The sequence below is a fragment of the Amycolatopsis sp. genome (assembly GCF_035546795.1).
In the GTDB taxonomy this organism is placed as follows: Bacteria; Actinomycetota; Actinomycetes; order Mycobacteriales; family Pseudonocardiaceae; genus Amycolatopsis_E.
The window spans coordinates 85,819-105,318 of sequence record NZ_DASZWC010000007.1 but is presented as its reverse complement, the minus strand read 5'-3'; the positions used below and the strand labels follow the sequence as shown (position 1 = coordinate 105,318).

The 19,500-nt window shown below is 69.1% G+C and carries 18 protein-coding genes and 1 tRNA gene; 10 read left to right on the top strand and 9 right to left on the bottom strand.

Annotated elements, in window-relative coordinates; all coding sequences use genetic code 11:
* Positions 1-20 precede the first annotated feature (20 nt).
* The 6 genes from VHD82_RS07900 to VHD82_RS07875 all read right to left on the bottom strand — a co-directional run bounded on the left by VHD82_RS07900 (position 21) and on the right by VHD82_RS07875 (position 6,218).
* Complete coding sequence (locus VHD82_RS07900; RefSeq protein ID WP_325698766.1) at positions 21-1,391, bottom strand: amidase; 1,371 nt, start codon at positions 1,389-1,391, stop codon at positions 21-23.
* Positions 1,388-2,143: an ABC transporter ATP-binding protein gene (locus tag VHD82_RS07895; protein WP_325698763.1), complete on the bottom strand. Its 756-nt coding sequence runs from the start codon at positions 2,141-2,143 to the stop codon at positions 1,388-1,390. Before VHD82_RS07895 ends, VHD82_RS07900 begins: the two co-directional genes overlap by 4 nt.
* An 85-nt stretch (positions 2,144-2,228) precedes the next feature.
* Positions 2,229-2,987 (bottom strand): ABC transporter ATP-binding protein, encoded by a 759-nt coding sequence (locus tag VHD82_RS07890; protein WP_325698759.1) that lies wholly within the window; start codon positions 2,985-2,987, stop codon positions 2,229-2,231.
* Positions 2,984-3,790: an ABC transporter permease gene (locus tag VHD82_RS07885; protein WP_325698756.1), complete on the bottom strand. Its 807-nt coding sequence runs from the start codon at positions 3,788-3,790 to the stop codon at positions 2,984-2,986. The genes VHD82_RS07890 and VHD82_RS07885 overlap by 4 nt, the downstream gene beginning before the upstream one ends.
* Positions 3,787-4,722, bottom strand: a complete 936-nt coding sequence (locus VHD82_RS07880; RefSeq protein WP_325698823.1) for an ABC transporter permease — start codon at positions 4,720-4,722, stop codon at positions 3,787-3,789. Before VHD82_RS07880 ends, VHD82_RS07885 begins: the two co-directional genes overlap by 4 nt.
* Before the next feature lie 5 nt (positions 4,723-4,727).
* Complete coding sequence (locus VHD82_RS07875) at positions 4,728-6,218, bottom strand: ABC transporter substrate-binding protein (RefSeq protein ID WP_325698753.1); 1,491 nt, start codon at positions 6,216-6,218, stop codon at positions 4,728-4,730.
* A gap of 81 nt (positions 6,219-6,299) precedes the next feature.
* Between VHD82_RS07875 and VHD82_RS07870 the strand changes: the two genes are divergently transcribed.
* Entirely contained in the window at positions 6,300-6,716 is a 417-nt protein-coding gene (locus tag VHD82_RS07870) for a PPOX class F420-dependent oxidoreductase (protein WP_325698750.1), read from the top strand.
* On the opposite strand, the gene VHD82_RS07865 is transcribed toward VHD82_RS07870, so the two are convergent.
* The gene (locus VHD82_RS07865; protein WP_325698747.1) at positions 6,713-7,747 is read right to left on the bottom strand and encodes a PLP-dependent aspartate aminotransferase family protein; all 1,035 of its coding nucleotides are present in this window, start codon (positions 7,745-7,747) and stop codon (positions 6,713-6,715) included. The two genes, VHD82_RS07870 and VHD82_RS07865, sit on opposite strands and share 4 nt — an antisense overlap.
* Before the next feature lie 118 nt (positions 7,748-7,865).
* Between VHD82_RS07865 and VHD82_RS07860 the strand changes: the two genes are divergently transcribed.
* The 4 genes from VHD82_RS07860 (at position 7,866) to VHD82_RS07845 (ending at position 11,213) form a co-directional block, all read left to right on the top strand.
* Complete coding sequence (locus VHD82_RS07860; RefSeq protein ID WP_325698743.1) at positions 7,866-8,240, top strand: FKBP-type peptidyl-prolyl cis-trans isomerase; 375 nt, start codon at positions 7,866-7,868, stop codon at positions 8,238-8,240.
* A gap of 102 nt (positions 8,241-8,342) precedes the next feature.
* Complete coding sequence (locus VHD82_RS07855) at positions 8,343-9,236, top strand: serine/threonine dehydratase (RefSeq protein ID WP_325698740.1); 894 nt, start codon at positions 8,343-8,345, stop codon at positions 9,234-9,236.
* Between the two features lie 13 nt (positions 9,237-9,249).
* A complete protein-coding gene (locus VHD82_RS07850; RefSeq protein WP_325698735.1) occupies positions 9,250-9,576 on the top strand; it encodes a hypothetical protein in 327 nt (108 codons plus the stop codon).
* Between the two features lie 11 nt (positions 9,577-9,587).
* Positions 9,588-11,213, top strand: coding sequence for a hypothetical protein (locus tag VHD82_RS07845; protein ID WP_325698731.1), 1,626 nt, complete (start codon positions 9,588-9,590; stop codon positions 11,211-11,213).
* Here the strand turns inward: VHD82_RS07845 and VHD82_RS07840 are convergent.
* Both VHD82_RS07840 and VHD82_RS07835 read right to left on the bottom strand, forming a co-directional pair.
* Positions 11,164-13,155 carry a hypothetical protein gene (locus tag VHD82_RS07840; protein WP_325698728.1) on the bottom strand — a complete coding sequence of 664 codons (1,992 nt, stop codon included), beginning with the start codon at positions 13,153-13,155 and terminating at the stop codon, positions 11,164-11,166. The two genes, VHD82_RS07845 and VHD82_RS07840, sit on opposite strands and share 50 nt — an antisense overlap.
* Before the next feature lie 128 nt (positions 13,156-13,283).
* Positions 13,284-13,366, bottom strand: a tRNA-Leu gene (locus VHD82_RS07835).
* 130 nt (positions 13,367-13,496) lie between these two features.
* On the opposite strand from VHD82_RS07835, the gene VHD82_RS07830 reads away from it, so the two are divergent.
* The 5 genes from VHD82_RS07830 to VHD82_RS07810 all read left to right on the top strand — a co-directional run bounded on the left by VHD82_RS07830 (position 13,497) and on the right by VHD82_RS07810 (position 19,497).
* On the top strand, positions 13,497-14,615 hold the full coding sequence (locus VHD82_RS07830; protein ID WP_325698724.1) for a DUF3662 and FHA domain-containing protein: 1,119 nt from the start codon (positions 13,497-13,499) through the stop codon (positions 14,613-14,615).
* A 136-nt stretch (positions 14,616-14,751) separates the two neighbouring features.
* On the top strand, positions 14,752-15,219 hold the full coding sequence (locus tag VHD82_RS07825) for an FHA domain-containing protein FhaB/FipA (RefSeq protein WP_325698820.1): 468 nt from the start codon (positions 14,752-14,754) through the stop codon (positions 15,217-15,219).
* Positions 15,216-16,535 carry a PP2C family protein-serine/threonine phosphatase gene (locus VHD82_RS07820; RefSeq protein WP_325698721.1) on the top strand — a complete coding sequence of 440 codons (1,320 nt, stop codon included), beginning with the start codon at positions 15,216-15,218 and terminating at the stop codon, positions 16,533-16,535. The genes VHD82_RS07825 and VHD82_RS07820 overlap by 4 nt, the downstream gene beginning before the upstream one ends.
* A complete protein-coding gene (locus tag VHD82_RS07815) occupies positions 16,535-18,031 on the top strand; it encodes an FtsW/RodA/SpoVE family cell cycle protein (RefSeq protein WP_325698718.1) in 1,497 nt (498 codons plus the stop codon). The genes VHD82_RS07820 and VHD82_RS07815 overlap by 1 nt, the downstream gene beginning before the upstream one ends.
* Entirely contained in the window at positions 18,028-19,497 is a 1,470-nt protein-coding gene (locus tag VHD82_RS07810) for a penicillin-binding protein 2 (RefSeq protein WP_325698714.1), read from the top strand. The genes VHD82_RS07815 and VHD82_RS07810 overlap by 4 nt, the downstream gene beginning before the upstream one ends.
* Positions 19,498-19,500 lie beyond the last annotated feature (3 nt).

The window sequence follows — 19,500 nt, the reverse complement described above, 5'->3', positions numbered from 1 at the left end:
GTCTCAAGTTCGGCCGCCGATTACACCTCCGGAGACCGTCCGGGGCCCCGAATTCCTTCGAATGCTGCAGCGGCGCGCAACACCCCGGCGTCGTCGAAGCGCCGTCCGGCGATCTGCAATCCGATCGGCATTCCCGCATCCGTGTAGCCGCAGTTCACCGAAACCGCAGGCTGACCGGACATGTTGTACGGCACGGTGAACGCGATGTGCTCGAATGGCCGCTCCGGGTCGCCGGTCGGCGACGCCCAGTCAGCGGGCGGCGGGCCGACGGGGCAGGTGGGTGAAAGCACGAAATCGTACGGTTCGGTCGCGCGCACCGCGGCGGCGCTCATCGCGTCGATCTGCGCGAAGCCGCGGTACGCCGCGAGCCCGGGGACGTCGGCGCCGCCGCGCGCCCAGTCTGCGATGTAGGGCAGCACTTTCGCCTGCCTTTCCGCCGGTAGCGCGCTGATGTCCGACCAGGCGCGCACACGCCAGAAGGTGTCCAGCCCGTCGAGCATTTCGCGAGTGAGGAAGGGCGCAAGGGGCTCGACGGAAGCGCCCGCCGACTCGAAGGCGCGGGCCGCTTCGGCCACCGCGGCGGCGATTTCCGCCTCGACGGGCAGGCCCGCGCCGGGGTCGAGCTGCAGTCCGATGCGCAGGCCGGTGAGTTCGCCGCCGAGGTCCGTCCACGGGACTTCCGCGGGCGGCAACGACATGTGATCGCGCGGATCGGGCTGCGCGAGCACGCTCATCAGCAGTGCCGCATCCGCGACGGTGCGGGTCAACGGGCCCGCGACCCGGCCGAGGTAGGGCGGATCCACCGGCACCCGGCCGAAACTGGGCTTGAACCCGACGAGCCCGCACCAGCCGGCCGGCAGCCGGATCGAACCGCCGATGTCGGTGCCGACGTGCAGCGGGGCATACCCGGCCGCGGCCGCGACGGCGGCGCCAGCGCTGGAACCGCCGGGCGTGCGCGCGGTGTCCCACGGATTCCGGCTTGCGGTGTGGAAGCTCGACAAACCGGACGTGAGCATCCCGTAGTCCGGCATCGTGGTCTTGGCCAGCAGCACGGCGCCGGCCTCACGGACCCGGGCGGCCGCCGGCGCGTCCGCGGCGGCCGGCGTCAGCTCGGTGGCGGCCGTGCCGAGCGGCACGGGAGTGCCCTTGGTGGCGATGTTTTCCTTGAGGGTCAACGGAATTCCGTCCAGCGCCCCTGGCTCGCCCGCGCGAAAGCGCTGTTCGGACTGCTTCGCGGCGGCGCGCGCGTGCTCCGGGTCGTACGCATAGAGGGCGTGCAGCCGCGGCTCCAGCTCGTCGATGCGGTCCAGTACCGCCGCCGTGACCTCGACCGGCGACAGGCTCCCCTCGCGGTAGCGGCGGAACAACTCGGTCGCGGTCAGCTCGATCACGGGTTCTCCTTCAGCCGGGCCAGCTCGGCGCGCAGGTTCGGGGCGGCGGCGATGAGTTCGCGGGTGTACGGATGCTGCGGGGCGTCGTACACCTCCGCCACCGTGCCCCGTTCCACGATCTCACCACGGCGCATCACCGCCGCGTTGTCACAAACCCTGCGTACCACGGCGAGATCGTGCGAGACGAACACCAGCGTCAGCTCGAACCGTTCGACGAGGGTGCCCAGCAGGTCGAGAATCTGCTTGCGCACCGACACATCCAGCGCGCTGACCGGCTCGTCCGCCACCAGCACGCGCGGGCGCGGGGCCAGCGCGCGGGCGATGGAAATCCGCTGCCGCTGTCCGCCGGAGAACTGGTGCGGATAGCGCTCTGCGCTGTCCTCGGGCAACCCCACCGCGGCAAGCAGTTCCGCGGCGCGGGCGCGATCCGTGCGGCCGAGCGGCTCGCAGATGATGTCGCGTACCCGCATCCGTGGGTCGAGTGAACCCATCGGATCCTGGAACACGACCTGTAGCGCCGAGCGCAGGAAGCCGAGACGGCGTTCGGACAAGTTGTCGATTCGCTTGCCCTGGAACGAAATCTCGCCCGAGGTGGGCCTGTCCAGTCCGGCCAGCAACCGGACCAAAGTGGACTTTCCCGACCCCGACTCGCCGACGATACCGAACCGGCTGCCCGCGGGAACTTCCAGCGAAACCCCGCGCAACGCGTGCACCCGGCGATACTGCCGGTGCACGTCCTTCAACTCGATCATGCGGCCCTACTTTCAAGGACGCGGCAAGCCGCGGCAGCGTCGTTGGCCAGCATGGCGCTTGATGATTCGGACCTGCAAGCAGTCCTCATGCTGCCTCCAGATCCGAGGCGGCCAACAGTTTGCGGGTGTACTCGTGCTTCGGCTCCGTGAGCACCGCGCGGGTGGAGCCCTCCTCGACGATCCGCCCGTCGTGCATGACCAGTAAGCGCTCGCAGACCTTCGCGACCACGGCGAGATCGTGCGTGATGAACAGCAGCGCCGCGTCGCGTTCGGACACCCCGGCCAGGATCAGTTCGAGCATCTGCGCCTGCACGGTCACATCCAGCGCCGTGGTCGGCTCGTCGCAGATGAGCAGGGACGGGTCGTTCGCCAGCGCGATCGCGAGCATGATCCGCTGCCGCTGACCACCGGAAAGCTGATGCGGATACGCCCTCGCGACGTCACCGAGCCCGACCGCTTCGAGCAGCGTGGCCGCCTGTGCCCGCGCTGCCCGGCGGGATTTCCGGTTGTGCAAGTGAATCGACTCGGCGACCTGGCGACCGACCCGCATCAACGGGTTCAGTGCGGTCATCGGCTCCTGGAACACCATCGCCAGTTCGGCGCCACGCAGCTGTGACAGTTGACGTTCGGATGTCCCGATGAGTTGTTTCCCGTGGAACGTAATCGATCCAGTCGCGCGCAGCTCCTCGGGCAACAGGCCCATGATCGCCGAAGCGGTCAGCGACTTGCCGGAGCCGGACTCGCCGATCAACCCGACCCGCTCCCCGGCGCCGACCTCGAACGACACCTCGTGCACCAACGGGCGGCCGCCCGCGAAAACCGACAGCTCGCCGACGCTGATCATCGCCGCTCCAGCCGTGGATCGAACCTGTCCCGCAGCCCGTCGCCGAGCAGGTTGAACCCGAGCACCGCGATGGCGATCGCGATCCCCGGCACCAGCGCCAGCCGCGGCTGCACGGTCAGCAGTTCCTGCGACTCCTGCAGCATCCGCCCCCACGACGGGGTCGGCGGGCTGGTCCCGAACCCGAGGAACGACAGCGCCGCCTCGGCCAGCACCGCGATCGCGAACGAGACCGAGCACTGCACGATCACCAGCCCAGCGATGTTGCGCAGCACGTGCCGGCGCGCGATGAACGTGCGCGACCGGCCGCCCGCGCGTGCGGCGAGCACATACTCCGTGCTCATCACCTGCAGCGTGCCCGAACGCGCGATCCGTGCGAACGAAGGAATCGTGGCGATCCCGATCGCGATCATCGCCGTCACCGTGCTCGCTCCGTAGACCGCGCCGAGCATGATCGCCAGCAGCAGCGCGGGGAATGCGAGCACGAGATCGTTGACCCGCATGACGAACTCACCGAGCCTGCGCCCGGACATCCCGGCCAGGATCCCCAGCGGCGTCCCGATGACCGCCGCGACGCCGACCGCGATCACCCCGACGTACAGCGTCGTCCGCGCCCCGACCATGATCTGCGAGAACACGTCGCGGCCGAACTTGTCGGTGCCGAACCAGAAATCCCCGCTCGGCCCCGCCAGCCGCACCGCCGCGTCCACCTTCAGCGGATCGTGCGGCGTCCACACGAACGACACCAGCGCGGCGAGCACCACCAGCCCGACCAGGAGCGAACCCAGCAGCAGATTCCGGTTCATCGGCGCACCCGCAGCCTCGGATCGATGAGCACGTAGGCCACGTCCACCAGGAAGTTCACCAGCAGCACGGCCACCACCAGCACCAGCACGATCCCTTGCACCGCAAGCAGATCCCGCGAGGACACCGAGTCCAGCAGCATGCTGCCCAGCCCCGGCAGCACGAACACCCGCTCCACCACCACCGCGCCGATCAGCAACGTGCTCAGCTGCAGACCGAGCACCGTCACCACCGGCACCGCGGCGTTGCGCAGGCCGTGCCGCATCAGCGCGGGATACGGGCGCAGGCCCTTCGACCGCGCTGTGCGCAGATAGTCCTGGCCCATCGTGTCGAGCATCGCCGACCGCACGTAGCGCGTGAGCACAGCGCCCTGCACCAGTCCCAGCGAAAGCGCGGGCAGGATCAACCCGCGCACGAACTCGCCGGCGCCCTGATCGGGTGGGGTCCAGCCGCCCGACGGCAGCCAGCGCAGCTGTACCGCGAAGATCTGCACCAGCAGAACGGCCGCCAGGAACGCCGGAACCGCGACGCCCAGCTGGGAAATCCCGGAGATCACCGCGCCGGACGCCCGCCGATGCCACATCGCGGCGGCAGTGCCGAACGGGATGGCGAGTATGAGCGCCACCACCATTCCCGCCGCCACCAACCACAACGTCACGCCGAGCCGGTCGATCAGCTGCGGCCCGATCGCCTCGCCGGTCACGTACGAATGGCCGAAGTCTCCGTGCAGCACCCCGCCCAGCCAGCTCAGGTACTGCGTCACGAGCGGCCGGTCGAGACCGAACGCGTGCCGCGTCTGCGCGAGCAGCTCCGGGGTCGCGTTCACGCCGAGCGCGACCTGCGCCGGATCGCCGGGCAGCACGGCCATGAACAGGAACACCACGATCGACGCCACGAACACACTCACCACGAAGATCGCCAGCCGGCGCAGGATCGCGATCACGTGTGCCCCAGCCCGGTCAGGTCGAAGGACTCGCTGACCTGGTTTCGGGCCAGGCCGGTCACCTTCTTCTTCGCCACCACCACGTTCGGGAACAGAAACAGCCAGTCGGCCGCCGCGTCCGCGGTGATGGTGCGCGCCACCTGCCGCATGTCCTCGACCTGCTGCTGCGGCGTGCCGGCGTCGGCGGCCGCGAGTTCCTGCTGCACCTGCGGATTGTGGTAACCCCAGTAGTACTTGGGACTGCCGAAGGTGACGATGTCCCGCGCCTCCACGTGCTGCACGATCGACATGTCGAAGTCGTGGTCGGTGAACACCTCCTTGAGCCACACGGCCGGGAAGTCGAGCGGCTCGATGCTCACGTGCACGCCGATGTCGGCGAGGTCCGACGCCACCACCTGGGCGGCCGAGACCGCGTAGGACAGGTTCGGGATCCGCAGCTTCAGCGACAGGTTCTGGTGCCCGGCCTGCGCGAGCAGCGTCTTCGCCCGCGCCGGGTCGTAGGGGTAGTAGCCGGAAAGGTCCTCGTACCAAGGATCCGTCGGCGGGACCATGCTGCCGATGAGAGTGCCGCGATTCGCCGAAACCGTGGCGAGCACCGCCTTGCGGTCGACAGCCAGCGTCAACGCCTGGCGCACCCGCACGTCGTCGAAAGGCGCGCGGGCGCCGTTGAACGACAGCACGACCTCGCTGTTCGTGGTGCCCTGCAACACCGAGAACCGGGTGTCGGACTCGAACTGTGGGATCGAATCGGGCGCGGTGATCGTGGAGATCACGTCGATCCCGTTGCTGAGCAAGGCGTTGTTGAGCGCCGTCGGGTCCTTGAAGTACTTGAGCACCACCGTCCGGTACGCCGGTTTCGCGCCCCAGTAAGCGGAGTTCTGCTGGAGGATGATCGAGTCGCCGCGCTTGCGCTGCGCCATCACATACGGGCCGGTGCCGACCGGGTTGTTCGCCAGATCGGCCACCCCGGTGGGGCTGAACATCGCGCCGACGCGGCCGGTCATGTCGAACAGCCAGCCGTTGCTCGGTTTCTTCAGCACCACGCGCGCGTGCAACGGGTCGACCACGTCGACATGGTCCACGACGTCCATTTTGGACTTGATCGAGATGGTCCAGTCGGTTTTGACGCGGTCGATGGAGAACTTCACATCCGACGCGGTGAACGACGCGCCGTTCGAGAACTTCACGCCGGGCGCGAGCTCGAAGTCGTAGGTGGTGCGATCCGGGCTGACCGTCCACGAGCGGGCCAGCAGCGGGACGACGTTGCCGCTGCTGTCGAGCTTCACGAGGCCCTCGTAGACGTTGTACAGCAGGGCCTGCGGGATGGCGGCGCCGTCGGTGCGGGTGAAGTCGAAGTTCTGCGGCTCGGCCGAGAAACCAACCGACAGGGTGTCCGGGCCCCTGCTCACCGAAGCCGTCGAACCGGCCGAACAGCCCGAGACCACGAGCAGCAGGGCGAGCGCCACAGCGGAGTTCCGGACCTTCACCCGGGAAGGCTTGCACCCCGGCCGACCAAGGTCAAGACGAACCGTTGACCTCCAGTTAGCTGGAAGTTTTAGGCTCGTCCCATGATCTTTACCGACTACGAGCTCGGCTATCTGAAGACCCAGTCGCTCGGCCGGCTGGCGACCGTCGCCACGGACGGCGCCCCGCACGTCCGGCCGCTCGGCTTCGAGGTCAACGACGACGGCACCATCGACATCGGCGGGCCCGGGCTGAGCAAAAGCCAGAAGTGGCGCAACATCGAGGCCCATCCCGAGGTGTCGTTCGTGATCGACGACATGACCCCGGACGAGCCCGGTGCGGTGCGGCCCGGCTGGGGCCGCGGTATCGAGGTCCGCGGGGTCGCCGAACTGGTCACCGGGCACAAACCGGCCTACGGCGGCGAGTGGTTCTCGAACGAGACGATCCGCATCCACCCCAAGCGGATACTGAGCTGGCACCTCGACCCCGACCAGCTCCAGTACAACCGCGACGTCGCTTAGCCGAGCGCCTTCGCCAGATCCCGCCACAGGTCTTCGGGATCTTCGAGGCCGACGCTGAAGCGGAGCAGACCGGGCGGAACATGCGCGTCACCCGGCCACATCGCCCGGCGTTCGATCAGGCTTTCCACCCCGCCGAGGCTCGTGGCGTGCACGATCAGTTCGAGCGATTCGCACACCTTCGCCGCCCTCTCGGCGTCGGCGAGGTCGAACGCGATCATCGTGCCGATGCCGGGGTAACGCACCTTCGTCACCGCGGGGTGCGCGGCGAGCCGTTCCGCCAGGATCGCGGCGCTCTTCGTCTGCTCCGCGAACCGCACCGGCAGCGTCCGCAGCCCGCGCAGCGCGAGCCACGCCTCCAGCGCACCCGGAGTTGCGCCCGTGCGTGTGCGTGCGTGCAGGAGTTCTTCGGCCAGCGTCTCGTCCGCGGTGACGGTCACGCCGAGCAGCAGGTCACTGTGCCCGCCGATCAGTTTCGTCGCGCTGTGCACCACGATGTCCGCGCCGAGCGAGAGCGGCTGCTGCCCGAGCGGAGTCGCGAAGGTGTTGTCCACCACGACGCGGGCCCGATGCCCGGCCAGCGGGGCGAAGTCGATCAGTTCGAGCGTCGGGTTCGTCGGCGATTCGATCCACAGCAGATCGGCCTCCTCGGCGGCGGCCGCCCAGCCCGCGGTGTCGGCCGGGTCGATCCGGCGCACTCGCAACCTGCCCATCTTGGCGGCGTGGTCGAGCAACCCGCGTGTGCCCGCGTAGCTGAACGTCGGCACCGCGACCTGTGCACCGGCGGGGAAAAGATCGAGCACGGCGGCTACGGCGCCGACCCCGGACGCGAACGACGTCGCCTTGCCACCCTCCAGCGCGCCGATGGCTTCTTCCAGCGCGAGCCAGGTCGGGGTGCCCTCCTCGCGGGCGTAGGTCTGGTCGCCGCCGGCATAGAAGGTGCTCGCCGGCACGATCGGCGTGTTCAGCGGCTCCCCCGCCCCGCTGGGACGGCCCGCGGCGATCGCGCGGGTGCGTGGCGACCAGTCGTTCATTCGTTCTCCCTGCTCGGTATCCGGCGCCAGCATAGGTAACGGTGTGGCCCCTCGTGTCGTGATGCGATCAGGGTCTCGGGTCGATACCGTGCACCGACCCGAGAACGAGGAGTTACCCATGGCATTGGAAAAGCCCGAGGTCGACCGGCCCGACGGCCCGCCGCCTGCCGAACTGGAGATCACCGACGTCACGGTCGGTGACGGCGCGGAGGCCAAGTCCGGGCAGGTCGTTTCGGTGCACTACGTCGGTGTCTCGCACTCCAGTGGCGAGGAGTTCGACGCGTCCTGGGGCCGGGGGCAGCCGCTGCGCTTCCCGCTGGGCCAGGGCCACGTCATCCCCGGCTGGGACCAGGGCGTGGTCGGGATGAAGGTCGGCGGGCGGCGCAAGCTGGTCATCCCGCCGCACCTCGCCTACGGCGAGCGGGGCGCGGGCGGGGTCATCAAGCCCAACGAGACGCTGATCTTCGTGGTCGACCTGGTCGAGGTCGGCTGAAGCCGAGTCGCGGCCTCTCGGAGCGGGTGACCATTGTCTCGACCTGCTTCGGGGGGCGTTCGCCGCTGGCAACCAATGGCCTCGGCGGCTCAGAGTGGAGACATGACAGCCACGCTCTCCACCGAGGCCGCCGCCGCGCGGATCGCTCCGTACATCCGGCGCACCCCGTTGCTCCGCGCGGAAGCCGACGGCAGGCCGGTCGTGTTCAAGCTCGAACACCTGCAGCGGACCGGCTCGTTCAAACTCCGCGGCGCGCTGAACTCCCTGCTCACCGGCCCGCGGCCGGAGCGGATCGTCACCGCGTCCGGTGGCAACCACGGCATCGCCGTCGCCACCGCGGCGGCGATCCTCGGCCTGCCCGCGACGGTGTTCGTGCCGACGACGGTGCCCGAGGGCAAGGCGCGGCGAATCGAGGAAGCGGGCGCGCGCCTGATCCGCGCCGGTGATCGCTACGCCGATGCGGCCGCCGCAGCGCACGAAGCAGCCGATGTGCCGGGCGCCCGCTATGTGGAGGCGTACAACGACCCGACCGTCATCGCCGGTCAGGGCACCGTCGCCGCCGAGATCGTCGAGGACGCGCCCGACGTCGACGCCATTGCCGTCGCTGTCGGCGGGGGTGGGCTCGTCGCGGGCACCGCGCTGGGCTCCGGCGGCCGGCTGACCGTAGCCGTCGAACCCGAGCGATGCGCCTGCCTGCACGAAGCGATCGAAGCGGGGCACCCCGTCGACGCCGAGGTGAACTCCGTCGCCGCTTCGGCCCTCGGCGCGACGCGTGTCGGCGAAGCGCCCTTCGCGGTGCTGTCGAGCCACAACGTCGAGTCGGTTCTGGTCAGCGAAGCCGAACTCCTCGCCGCCCGTGACCGGCTGTGGGAAGAGTTCCGGCTGGCCGTCGAACCGGCCGCGGCCGTCCCGTTCGCAGCCTTCCTCGCCGGCCGGGTCCCCGGTGCGCTGCCGTGCATCCTGCTCTGTGGCGCCAACTCGGACTGGACGCCCTAGCTAACGTTGACCCATGCCCGAACCGATCCTGATCTCCATCGCCACGGCGTTGTCGACCAAGGCCGCCACCACGCTGTTCGAACTGGTCAAGAAGAAGTTCAGCAAGGACCCGAAGGCCGCCGCGGAACTGGAAGCCGCCAGCCCGGACAAGCCCGAGACGATCAGCGCTGTCGCCGAGCGGCTGGAGGCGGCGGGCAAGGAGGATCCGGAGTTCGCCGCCGCGCTGCGGTCCGAATGGTCGCAGCACGCCGAATCGGGCGGGGTGACCAACCAGGTCTCGGGCACCGTGCAGGGCAACGTCGTGCAGGCCCGAGACATCCAGGGCGGCATCAGTTTCTAAGATCGACTGTCGTGTCGGGTGATCGGTGGAGCACGGTTCGTACCGAGCGCACCGTGCTGGCCGTTGTGCACAACACCACGGCGGCCACCCGGCTGTTCGACATCCTGCCGCTGTTCGCCGAGGATCCGCGGATCCAGACGGTTTTCACCTGCCCCGGCTCCAGCGCGTTCACCGCCGGGACCACCGAATTCCTGGCCCGCGCCGGAATCGGCGAGGTGCTGCCGTGGGCGCAGGCCGTGCGGCGAACGCCCGATTTCGCCATCGCGGCCAGCTACGGCGGGGATCTGCACGAGATCAAGGCGCCGCTGATGGTGGTGCCACACGGCATGGGCTACAACAAATATCTCGAACACCACGGGCAGCAGCCGGTGTTCGGCCTGTCCAGCCCGTGGCTGCTGCACCGCGGCGAACTCGTGCCGTCGATCATCGTGCTGTCCCACCCCGAGCAGCTCGCCCGGCTCACCGACGCATGTCCGCAGGCCGCACGCGCGGCACTGGTGGCGGGCGACCCGTGTTTCGACCGGATGCTCGCGAGCCTGCCGCTGCGCGAAACCTATCGGCAGGCATTCGGCATCGGGCCGCGGCAGCGGCTCGTGGTGATCAGCTCGACCTGGGGCGATTCTTCCTTGTACGGCAAGGATCCCGGGCTGATCCGGCGGCTCGCCGCCCGGCTCGATCTCGATCGCTACCGGCTGGCCGTGGCCCTGCACCCGAACATCGCCGGCCGGCATTCCCGCTGGCAGGTGCGCCAATGGCTGTCGGACTGCGAACGAGCCGGAGTGCTCGTACTGCCCTCGGAGGAGCTGTGGGCGCCCGCGCTCGTCGCCGCCGATCTGACCATCGGCGACCACGGTTCCGTCAGTTTCTACTCGGCCGCGCTGGGCACGCCACTGTTGCTGGCGAGCGCACCGGAGCACAAAGTCGATCCGCGCTCCCCGATCGGCCAGTTGCTCGCGGTGGCCCCGAAACTCGACCGGCAGGCGGAACCGGCCCCGCAGCTGGAACGCGCGCTCGTCGAGCACGAACGCAGTCCGATCACCCGGCTCACCACCTCTCGGCCCGGCCAATCCGCGAAGGCGCTGCGCGAAGCTATCTACCGCGGTCTCGATCTGCCCGCCCCGCGGACACCGGCGGAGACCTGGCTCCTGCCCGTCCCGACCGTTTCTTTTCCGTCGGCGCATGCCCAACTGATCGATGTCGACATGACGACAAACCCGCCGACGGTCACGCGATATCCCGCGGACGCGCTGCGGGAACCTCAGCTGCTGCCGGAAAACGTGCATCTCGTGGTGCACACCAGGGAAACCAACACCCGGCTGCTCGATCTCGCGGACATCGTCCTGCACGACCGGATCTGCGACCCCGCGCACTGGATCGCCCGAACCCTGCGCGAACTCCCCGGCTGCCACCTCGCCGTCGCGCGCGACGAACGTGGCTGGATGGCCGGCGACGCTGAGCGATTGCTGTCACTCGGCGAGCCGACCGCGCCGATCCCCGCTCTGGCGGCGCGACTGCTCTACGACCGTGAGCCGGGCCTGTCGCGGATCCGGCTCGGCGACGAGGTGCACACAGTCCGCCTGACCGAACTCACCCCAACTCGTCAAGCCGCGCCCGAGCCGATACGCCCAGCAGGCTGAGCCCGCGCTGCCGGAAGATCTCCACCGCTTCGGTGAGCTGCGCCCGGGCGCTCGCGACGTCACCGCGTTCGACGGCGATCTCGGCGAGTTCGCAGAGCACCTCGCCGCGCTCCCGGCTTATCGCCGTGATGCCGCGGAGAATTCCGGCCGCTTCGTCGAGCTTGCCCGATTCGATCAGCTTCCGGCCGCGCCACAGGTCGATCTTGGCCAGATTGCCCGGTTCGGCTGCGAGCGCCAGACGGGCCTCGGCCAACAGCGGCAACGCACGTGCCGGCGGCAACGCCTTCGCCAGATGGAACCGGGCCAGCGCCAGCCGCCGCGGATCGTCGAGTTGTAGCGCGAGTTCGAGGCTCTCCCCGAGCAGCCGTGCCGCGTCGGACAGCAAGTGCTGGTCGAGTCGAGCGAGCCCGAGCGACTCCAGCGCGGTCGCCTCCAGTTCGGCATTGGCCGTGCGCCGCGCCAATTCCAGAGCCTCGCCGAACGCCTGCACCGCGCGCTCGAGATCGCCCCGCTGCCGGTGCGCGAAGCCGAGCTGAAACCCGAGAACGGCTTCGGCAAGGGCGTCGCCGCGCTCGCGCGCCGCCCGTACGCCCAGTTCGTTCACCGCGGCCATGTCCTGCGCGTGACCGCCCCGCTCGTAGAACGGCCACAAGGCGATCCCGAACCGGCATACCGACTCGAACTCACCGCGGCGGAAGGATTCCGCGACCACCGCACGCAGGTTGTCCTGCTCCGCGTCCGCCCACGACTCGTCCGCGTGCACCCCGGCGGGCGGCAGCAGCGTTTTGTGCCAGACCCGGTCCGGCAACATCGCCCAGGCCGTGGCCACGGCGTGATCGGCGTAGTAACCGATCAACGGCCGCACGAAATCGCCGTCGGCCTTCGCCGCCGCGTGCCGTTTGACCAGACCGGACAACAGAAAACGGCCATCCGCGGATTCGATGGCGAGCCGGGCGCGGACAAGATCGTCCAGCGCGTCGGCCACTTCTTCTTCGGGTTCACCGAGCGCCGCCGCGACGGCGTCCGCACTCACGTCGCCGACACCGGGATGGACTCCGAGCACCTGGTAGCACTCGCGCGCCAGCTTCCCGAGCCGCTCGTACGCCGCGTCGAAGACGACCGAGACGGACAGGCTTTCGTCCTTCGAGAGCGCGCGGAGGGTGTGCTCCTCGCGCCGGAGCTTCGCCGCCAGCCGCTGCACGGGCCACTCGCGCTCCGCGAGCAAGGTCGCCACCACGCACAAGGCGATCGTCGAGCCCGCGCACAACTCGATCAGCTCGCCGACCGCCGCCGGCTCCTCGGCGATCCGGTCACCCGCGATCCGGCGCAACAACTCCCGAGCGGCGGGTTCGGCCATCGGGTCGATGTCGACGAACGTGGCGTTGGCCGAAGCGCGCAGACTGCCCAGCCGCCCCGCTTCGGTGACCAGTACCGCCGAATCGCCCGCGCCCGGCAGGAGACTGCGCACCTGCGCGGCGGTCAGCGCGTCGTCGATCACCATCGCGATCCGCTTGCCGTCGCTGCACGAACGCCAGCCGTTGGCCAATCCGTCCAGACTTGTCGGGATTTCGTCGGGCGCCCATCCGTTGGCGAGCAGAAGTTCGCGGAGAGCGGAACGCTCCCGTTCGGCGCCGTCCGGCCCCGACGCGAGCCGCACGAAGAACTGCCCATCGGGGTATTTTGCCCGATTGGTCTGGACCCACTGGGTGGCCAACGACGTTCGCCCCGAGCCCGGCGCCCCGCGGACGACGGCGACCTTCGTGCCACCGTCGGTGAACCACCGGTCCAGCTCGCCGAGCGGCCGCTCGTTGTTGATGTAGGGCACCAGCTCGGCGGGCACCTGGCAGCGCATCCGGGGCCTCGCGCGGGCGTGAAAATGGACTCCGCCGACGTCACGGGCCTGGACAACCGACTGGGCCTCGCCATCGAACTGGTTGTGCACCGTGTCTCCCCACCGCTCGCCCCGCTGCCGACCCGAAGGTACCGCTGCCCACCGCACCCCAGAGCGGTCCAGCTGTGACGAGCCCCACGAGAAAAGGCCCCCTGGCGAACCAGGGGGCCTCATTCCGGTGGGCGAGGAGGGAGTTGAACCCTCACGTCCTTACGGACACACGGACCTGAACCGTGCGCGTCTGCCATTCCGCCACTCGCCCGAGTAACTTTGACAGCCAGCAAAGCCTATCAGGCCCCTTCGGGCGGTTTTTGCGGGGTCGGTGTCAGCGGGCCCGGATCCCGATAGGATCGGATGCGAAAGCACACGCGCGAAGGAGGCGGCAACACCCGGTGGGCCGAGTTGAACGGTTTGATCGGCGCCTGGAGAGCCTGGTAGGTAACACCTTCGCGCGGATGTTCGGAGGCAATGTGGTCACCCAGGAGGTGGCCACCGCCCTGGAGCGGGAGAGCGAGGAGAACGTTCGTGAGCTGGCCGGTGGCAGGCTGCTCGCCCCGAATCACTATGTGGTGTCTTTGGGGCCGACCGACCATGACCGGATGGCCGGCGATGAACAGCGAGTCACTGGGGCGCTCACGGAAGCAGTACGGCAGCACCTCGCCGAGCACGTCTGGGACACCTATGGTGACGTCGTAGTCTCGCTCGAGCGCAACGAGGCGCTGCATACTGGACAATTCAAGATCCGTTCATCCGTCGACCCGGACGTCACCCCGAAGGGCGTCTCGGGTCCAGGACGGCCAGCACGACCCAGCAACGCAGGAGACCCAGCAATGAGCCAGCCCCCCGGCTACGGCCAATACGACCAGGGTGACCCGTACGGCCAGCATGGCGGTCAGTACGGCTACGGACAGCAGGGCCAGCCCGGTTACGACCAGGGCGGCTACGGTGGCCAGCCGGGTTACGACCAGGGCGGCTACGGACAGCAGGGCGGCTATGACCAGGGCGGCTACGGCGGTCAGCCTCCCCAGGGCGGCTACGAGCAGGGCGGCTACGCGGGCCAGCCGGGTTACGACCAGGGCGGGCAGCCCGGGTACGACCAGGGCTATGGCCAGCCCCCGGGCGGCGGCTACGGCGGCCAGCCCGGCTACGCGCCTCCCGCCGGCCAGGACCCGTACGCACAGCAGGGCTACGCCCCGCCCGCCGTACAGGGCGGCAACCGCCAGCTGGCGGCCACCCTGCAGCTCGACGACGGCTCGAACCGCACCTACTCGCTGAAGCAGGGCGGCAACGTCGTCGGCCGCGGGCAGGACGCCGACTTCCGCCTGCCCGACACCGGCGTCTCCCGCCGGCACCTGGAGATCACCTGGGACGGCCAGAGCGCGACCCTGGCGGACATCGGCTCCACGAACGGCACCACGGTCAACGGCACCCCCGTGCAGACCTGGCAGCTGGCCGACGGAGACGTGATCCGCGTGGGTCATTCGTCGTTGGTGTTCCGCACCCAGGGCTGAGCAGACCAGCCACTTGTTGCGCTCGGCCGAGCCCCTGGGAAGCTGATTTCCCGAGTCCCGCAGAATGACCCTGCGGGATCCCGTGGCGAACCGTGTCGCGGGCTGGGAGCAGAGAAGGCGGGAGCTGACACAACAAGTGCCAGAGCTGGTCGTTCAACTCACCAGGGTGGGCTTTCTCGTGCTGCTCTGGCTGTTCGTGCTGGCCGCATTGCGGGTGGTGCGTTCGGACCTGTACGCCGCCTCCGGGTTGAAGGTGGCGGTCCCCGGGCTGCGCCGGAACAAGGACAAGCAGCGTCCGAAGACGGGCGGGAAATCGCCCCGGCAGCTGATCGTCACGCACGGCGCGCTCGCCGGAACCCGGATCGCGCTGGACGGACGGCCGATCACGCTGGGCAGGGCGGACGACTCGACCCTGGTGCTGGACGATGACTACGCCTCGACCCGGCACGCACGGCTCTCGCTGCGCGGAGCCGATTGGTACGTGGAAGATCTGGGATCCACAAACGGGACTTACCTCGACCGGGCTAAGGTCACTGCACCCCTCCGAGTTCCACTGGGGGTCCCCATCCGGATCGGTAAGACGGTGATCGAGCTTCGCCCATGACACTCGTCCTTCGCTACGCGGCCCGCAGTGACCGTGGCCTGGTGCGTTCCAGTAACCAGGACTCGGTATACGCCGGACCCCGCCTGCTCGCACTCGCCGACGGCATGGGCGGCCACGCCGCCGGTGAGGTTGCCAGCAAAGTCGTCATTGCCTCCCTCGCCCCGCTCGACGACGACGAGCCGGGCGACGATCTGCTGTCCATGCTCAGAGACGCGGTCGCCGGCGGCAACGCGGCGATCTCCGAGCTGGTCGCCAACGATCCCGACCTGGACGGGATGGGTACGACGCTGACCGCGATGCTGTTCTCCGGTTCCCGGATGGGCATGGCGCACGTCGGCGATTCGCGGGCCTACCAGTTCCGCAACGGCCAGTTCACCCAGATCACCCGCGACGACAGTTTCGTCAACGAACTGTTGGAGCAGGGCCGGATCACCGCCGACCAGGCGGCAACGCACCCGCAGCGCTCGCTGTTGCTGAAAGCGCTTACCGGGCACGAGGTCGAGCCGACGCTGGTGGTGCGCGAAGCACGCGCCGGTGACCGGTTCCTGCTGTGTTCGGACGGACTGTCCGGCATGGTCAGCGACGAGACGCTGGCCGAGGCGATCCAGATCCCGGATCCGCAGGACTGCGCGGACCGGATGATCGAGCTGGCGCTCAAGGGCGGCGGCACGGACAACGTGACGGTCGTGGTCGCGGATGTCGTCGACGTCGACTTCGGCGAGGACGCCCCCATCGTGGGCGGCGCGGCCGGGGACGGCAGCGACGAGTACCACCAGGGCGACTCGCCGGCGGCGCGGGCCCGTGCGCTGACGGCGCCCCCACCTCCCCCGCCGCAGCAGCTCACCGAACCACCGCCAGACCCGAAGGCCAAGCGCCGCAAGCGCTGGCGATGGATCGTCGGCATCTTCCTGGTGCTCGTGTTGCTCGCCGCGGGCGGCATCGCCACCCGCTATTTCGTGCTCAGTCAGTACTACGTCGGCGAAGGCGCGAACTCCGAGGTCGCGGTGTTCCGCGGGGTGCCGGGCAGCATCCTGGGCATCCAGTTGCACCAGCAGGCCGAGGGTTCGTGCCCGAGCGGCAGCTCGATGTGCGACGTGCTCAAGATTTCGCAGCTGCAGCAGGACGCGCAGACAGCGGTCCGCAACGGCGTCAAGAAGGACAGCCTGCAGTCCGCCCGCGACTACATCAACAACTTCCTGCGCTACAAGACGCTCAAGGACTGTTCGCAGCAGACCACCACCACCGATCCGGCGATCCCGACCACCGGGCAGACGGCGGACTGCGCGACTACACCCCCCACCGGCGGCGGTGGCTGATGAGCCAGCCGTCCGTGCCCGACCCGGCCGCCGCGGTCTACCAGAGCAACCCGCAGCGCGAGCTCCCGACGCGGCGCGGCACCGAGCTCGCCATGCTCGGGTTCGCCGCGTTCATCGTCACCTGCGCGTTCGTGCTGGTACAGGCCAACCAGGAGCAGGAGCTCTCGTTCTCCATCGTCTGGTACGGGCTGGCCTATCTGGCATTGTTCGGCATCGCGCACCTGGCCGTCCGACGCTGGGCTCCGTACGCGGATCCGCTGATCCTGCCGTGCGTGGCGTTGCTGAACGGCATCGGCCTGGTGATGATCTACCGGATCGACCTGGCACTGACCGAGAAGGCGACGCAGAGCGGGGACGACTACACCTCGGTGGCGCCCCGGCAGGTCCTCTTCACGGCGCTGTCGCTGGCGTTGTTCCTCGCGGTCCTGTTCTGGGTCAGGGACCACCGGACGCTGACCCGATACGGCTACACCTGCGGGCTGATCGGCATCATCGCGCTGGCGCTGCCCGCGGTGCTGCCCAGTTCGCTGTCCGAGGTCAACGGCGCGAAGGTGTGGCTGAAGCTGCCTGGCCTGTCGATCCAGCCCGGTGAGTTCTCCAAGATCCTGCTGATGATCTTCTTCGCCGCTTTCCTTGTGGCCAAAAGAGATCTGTTCATGATCGCCGGCCGGAAGGTCTTCGGCGTCGAACTGCCCCGCGCGCGCGACCTCGGCCCGCTGCTCATCGCCGCCGCGGTCTGCCTGCTGGTCCTGGTGTTCGAGAAGGACCTCGGCACCTCGCTGCTGTTCTTCGGCATCGTGCTGGTGCTGATCTATGTGGCCACGGAGCGCGCGATCTGGGTGGTCACCGGGCTCGGCTTCTTCGTGGTCGGCTGCCTGATCGCCTACAAGCTGTTCACGCACGTCGAGCAGCGCGTGGCGAACTGGGTCGACCCGCTGGCCACCTACTACGACCCGGGCGGCGGTTACCAGATCGCGCAGGGCCTGTTCGGGCTCGGCACCGGCGGTGTCGGCGGGACCGGGCTCGGCTCGGGCAGGCCCGAGATCGTGCCCGAGGCCAACACCGACTTCATCACCGCCGGTCTCGGCGAGGAGCTGGGCTTCGTCGGCCTGGCCGCGCTGCTGGTGGTGTACCTGATCCTGGCCACCCGCGGCATGCGCAGCGCGCTCGCGGTGCGCGACACGTTCGGCAAACTGCTCGGCTGCGGTCTTTCCTTCGCGATCGTGATGCAGGTCTTCGTGATCGTCGGCGGGGTGACCAAGCTGATCCCGATGACGGGCATCACCACCCCGTTCCTGTCCTACGGCGGCTCCTCGCTGCTCGCCAACTACATCCTGGTGGCACTGCTGCTGCGAATCTCCGACGCGGCACGGCGCCCGGCGCAGAAGCCGCGGCCGAAGGTGGCACCACAGCAGCAGGCCCCGCTGGCGGAGGCGCACACCGTACTGGTGCAGCGGCCCCCGGCAGACGGAACCGAATCGGGGAGTGCCCAGTGAACAAACCCATGCGGCGCGTCGGCATCGCCATGCTCGTCATGGTGGTGCTGCTGCTGGCCAACATCACCTACATCCAGGTGGTGAAGGCCGACAGCTACCGCACGGACTCGCGCAACCAACGGGTGCTGCTGGACGAATACTCCCGTCAGCGCGGCAGCATCGTGTCGCAGTACGACGGCCAGGTGCTGGCGGACGTCACCCCGACCGACGACAAGCTCAAGTTCGAGCGCCGCTATCTCAACGGCCCGCTCTACGCCCCGGTCACCGGCTACTACTCCGTGCGCTACGGCTCGGCCGGCATGGAGAACGCCGAGGACGACATCCTCAACGGTTCCGACCCGCGGCTGTTCGTGCGCCGGCTGTCGGACATGGTCACCGGCCGCGATCCGCGCGGCGGCAACGTGCAGCTGACCATCAACCCGGCGGTGCAGCAGGCGGCCTACAACGCGATGATGGCCAAGGGCTACACCGGCGCGGTCGTCGCGATGAACCCGAAGACCGGCGAGATCCTCGCGATGGTCTCCACCCCCTCCTACGACCCGAACCCGCTCGCCAGCCACGACGGACAGACGCAGCAGCAGGCGTGGAGCCAGTACGCCAACGACGCGAAGAACCCGATGCTGAACCGGGCGATCTCGGAGACCTACCCGCCGGGTTCCACGTTCAAGCTGGTCGTGGCCGCCGCCGAACTGCAGAACGGCGCCACCCCGGACACCCCGGTGAGCAACGCGCCGAACGTGACCCTGCCCGGCACGAGCACCACGCTGGAGAACTACGGCGGCGAAGTGTGCCCCGGCACCACGTTCAAGGACGCGCTGGCGCACTCGTGCAACGTCCCGTTCGCGACGTTCGCCGGTCAGCTCGGCGCGGACAAGCTGCGGCAGACGGCGGCGAACTTCGGCATCGGCATGACCGACCTGACCATCCCGCAGAAGGTCGCCGCCTCCGGGCTCGGCGCCCTGGATTCGACCGCCGCGCTGTACCAGTCCGGCATCGGGCAGCGCGACGTCCGGCTGACCCCGTTGCAGGACATGCTGCTGGCCGCGACGGTGGCCAACGGCGGGATGGCGATGAAGCCGCAGCTGGTGAAGAAGCTGCTCGCGCCGGACCTGTCCGATCTCGAGGGCTTCACCCCGGAGGAGCTGACCGGTGAGGCGGCGCTGTCTTCGGCGAACGCGGAGATCCTCAAGCAGATGATGGAGGCCTCCGAGGCCAACACCGCCGGTGGCGGCAAGAAGGCGAACATCAAGATCGCCTCCAAGACCGGTACCGCCGAGCACGGCAGCGACCCGAAGAGCACCCCGCCGCACGCGTGGTACACCGCGTTCGCGCCTGCCGACGACCCGCAGATCGCCGTCGCGGTGATCGTGGAGTCCGGTGGTAACCGTGGCCTGGAGGCGACCGGTGGCACGGTGGCGGCCGAGATCGGCCGTGCCGCGATCAACGCCCAGCTCGGGGGTGGGTAGCGG

Bases quoted from the DNA above. Each gene is read 5' to 3' on its own strand.
- VHD82_RS07855 (WP_325698740.1), top strand. From the start codon at position 8,343: ATGACAGCCACGCTCTCCACCGAGGCCGCCGCCGCGCGGATCGCTCCG.
- VHD82_RS07890 (WP_325698759.1), bottom strand. From the start codon at position 2,987: ATGATCAGCGTCGGCGAGCTGTCGGTTTTCGCGGGCGGCCGCCCGTTG.
- VHD82_RS07870 (WP_325698750.1), top strand. From the start codon at position 6,300: ATGATCTTTACCGACTACGAGCTCGGCTATCTGAAGACCCAGTCGCTC.
- VHD82_RS07815 (WP_325698718.1), top strand. From the start codon at position 16,535: ATGAGCCAGCCGTCCGTGCCCGACCCGGCCGCCGCGGTCTACCAGAGC.
- VHD82_RS07860 (WP_325698743.1), top strand. From the start codon at position 7,866: ATGGCATTGGAAAAGCCCGAGGTCGACCGGCCCGACGGCCCGCCGCCT.
- VHD82_RS07895 (WP_325698763.1), bottom strand. From the start codon at position 2,143: ATGATCGAGTTGAAGGACGTGCACCGGCAGTATCGCCGGGTGCACGCG.
- VHD82_RS07850 (WP_325698735.1), top strand. From the start codon at position 9,250: ATGCCCGAACCGATCCTGATCTCCATCGCCACGGCGTTGTCGACCAAG.
- VHD82_RS07820 (WP_325698721.1), top strand. From the start codon at position 15,216: ATGACACTCGTCCTTCGCTACGCGGCCCGCAGTGACCGTGGCCTGGTG.
- VHD82_RS07885 (WP_325698756.1), bottom strand. From the start codon at position 3,790: ATGAACCGGAATCTGCTGCTGGGTTCGCTCCTGGTCGGGCTGGTGGTG.
- VHD82_RS07865 (WP_325698747.1), bottom strand. From the start codon at position 7,747: ATGAACGACTGGTCGCCACGCACCCGCGCGATCGCCGCGGGCCGTCCC.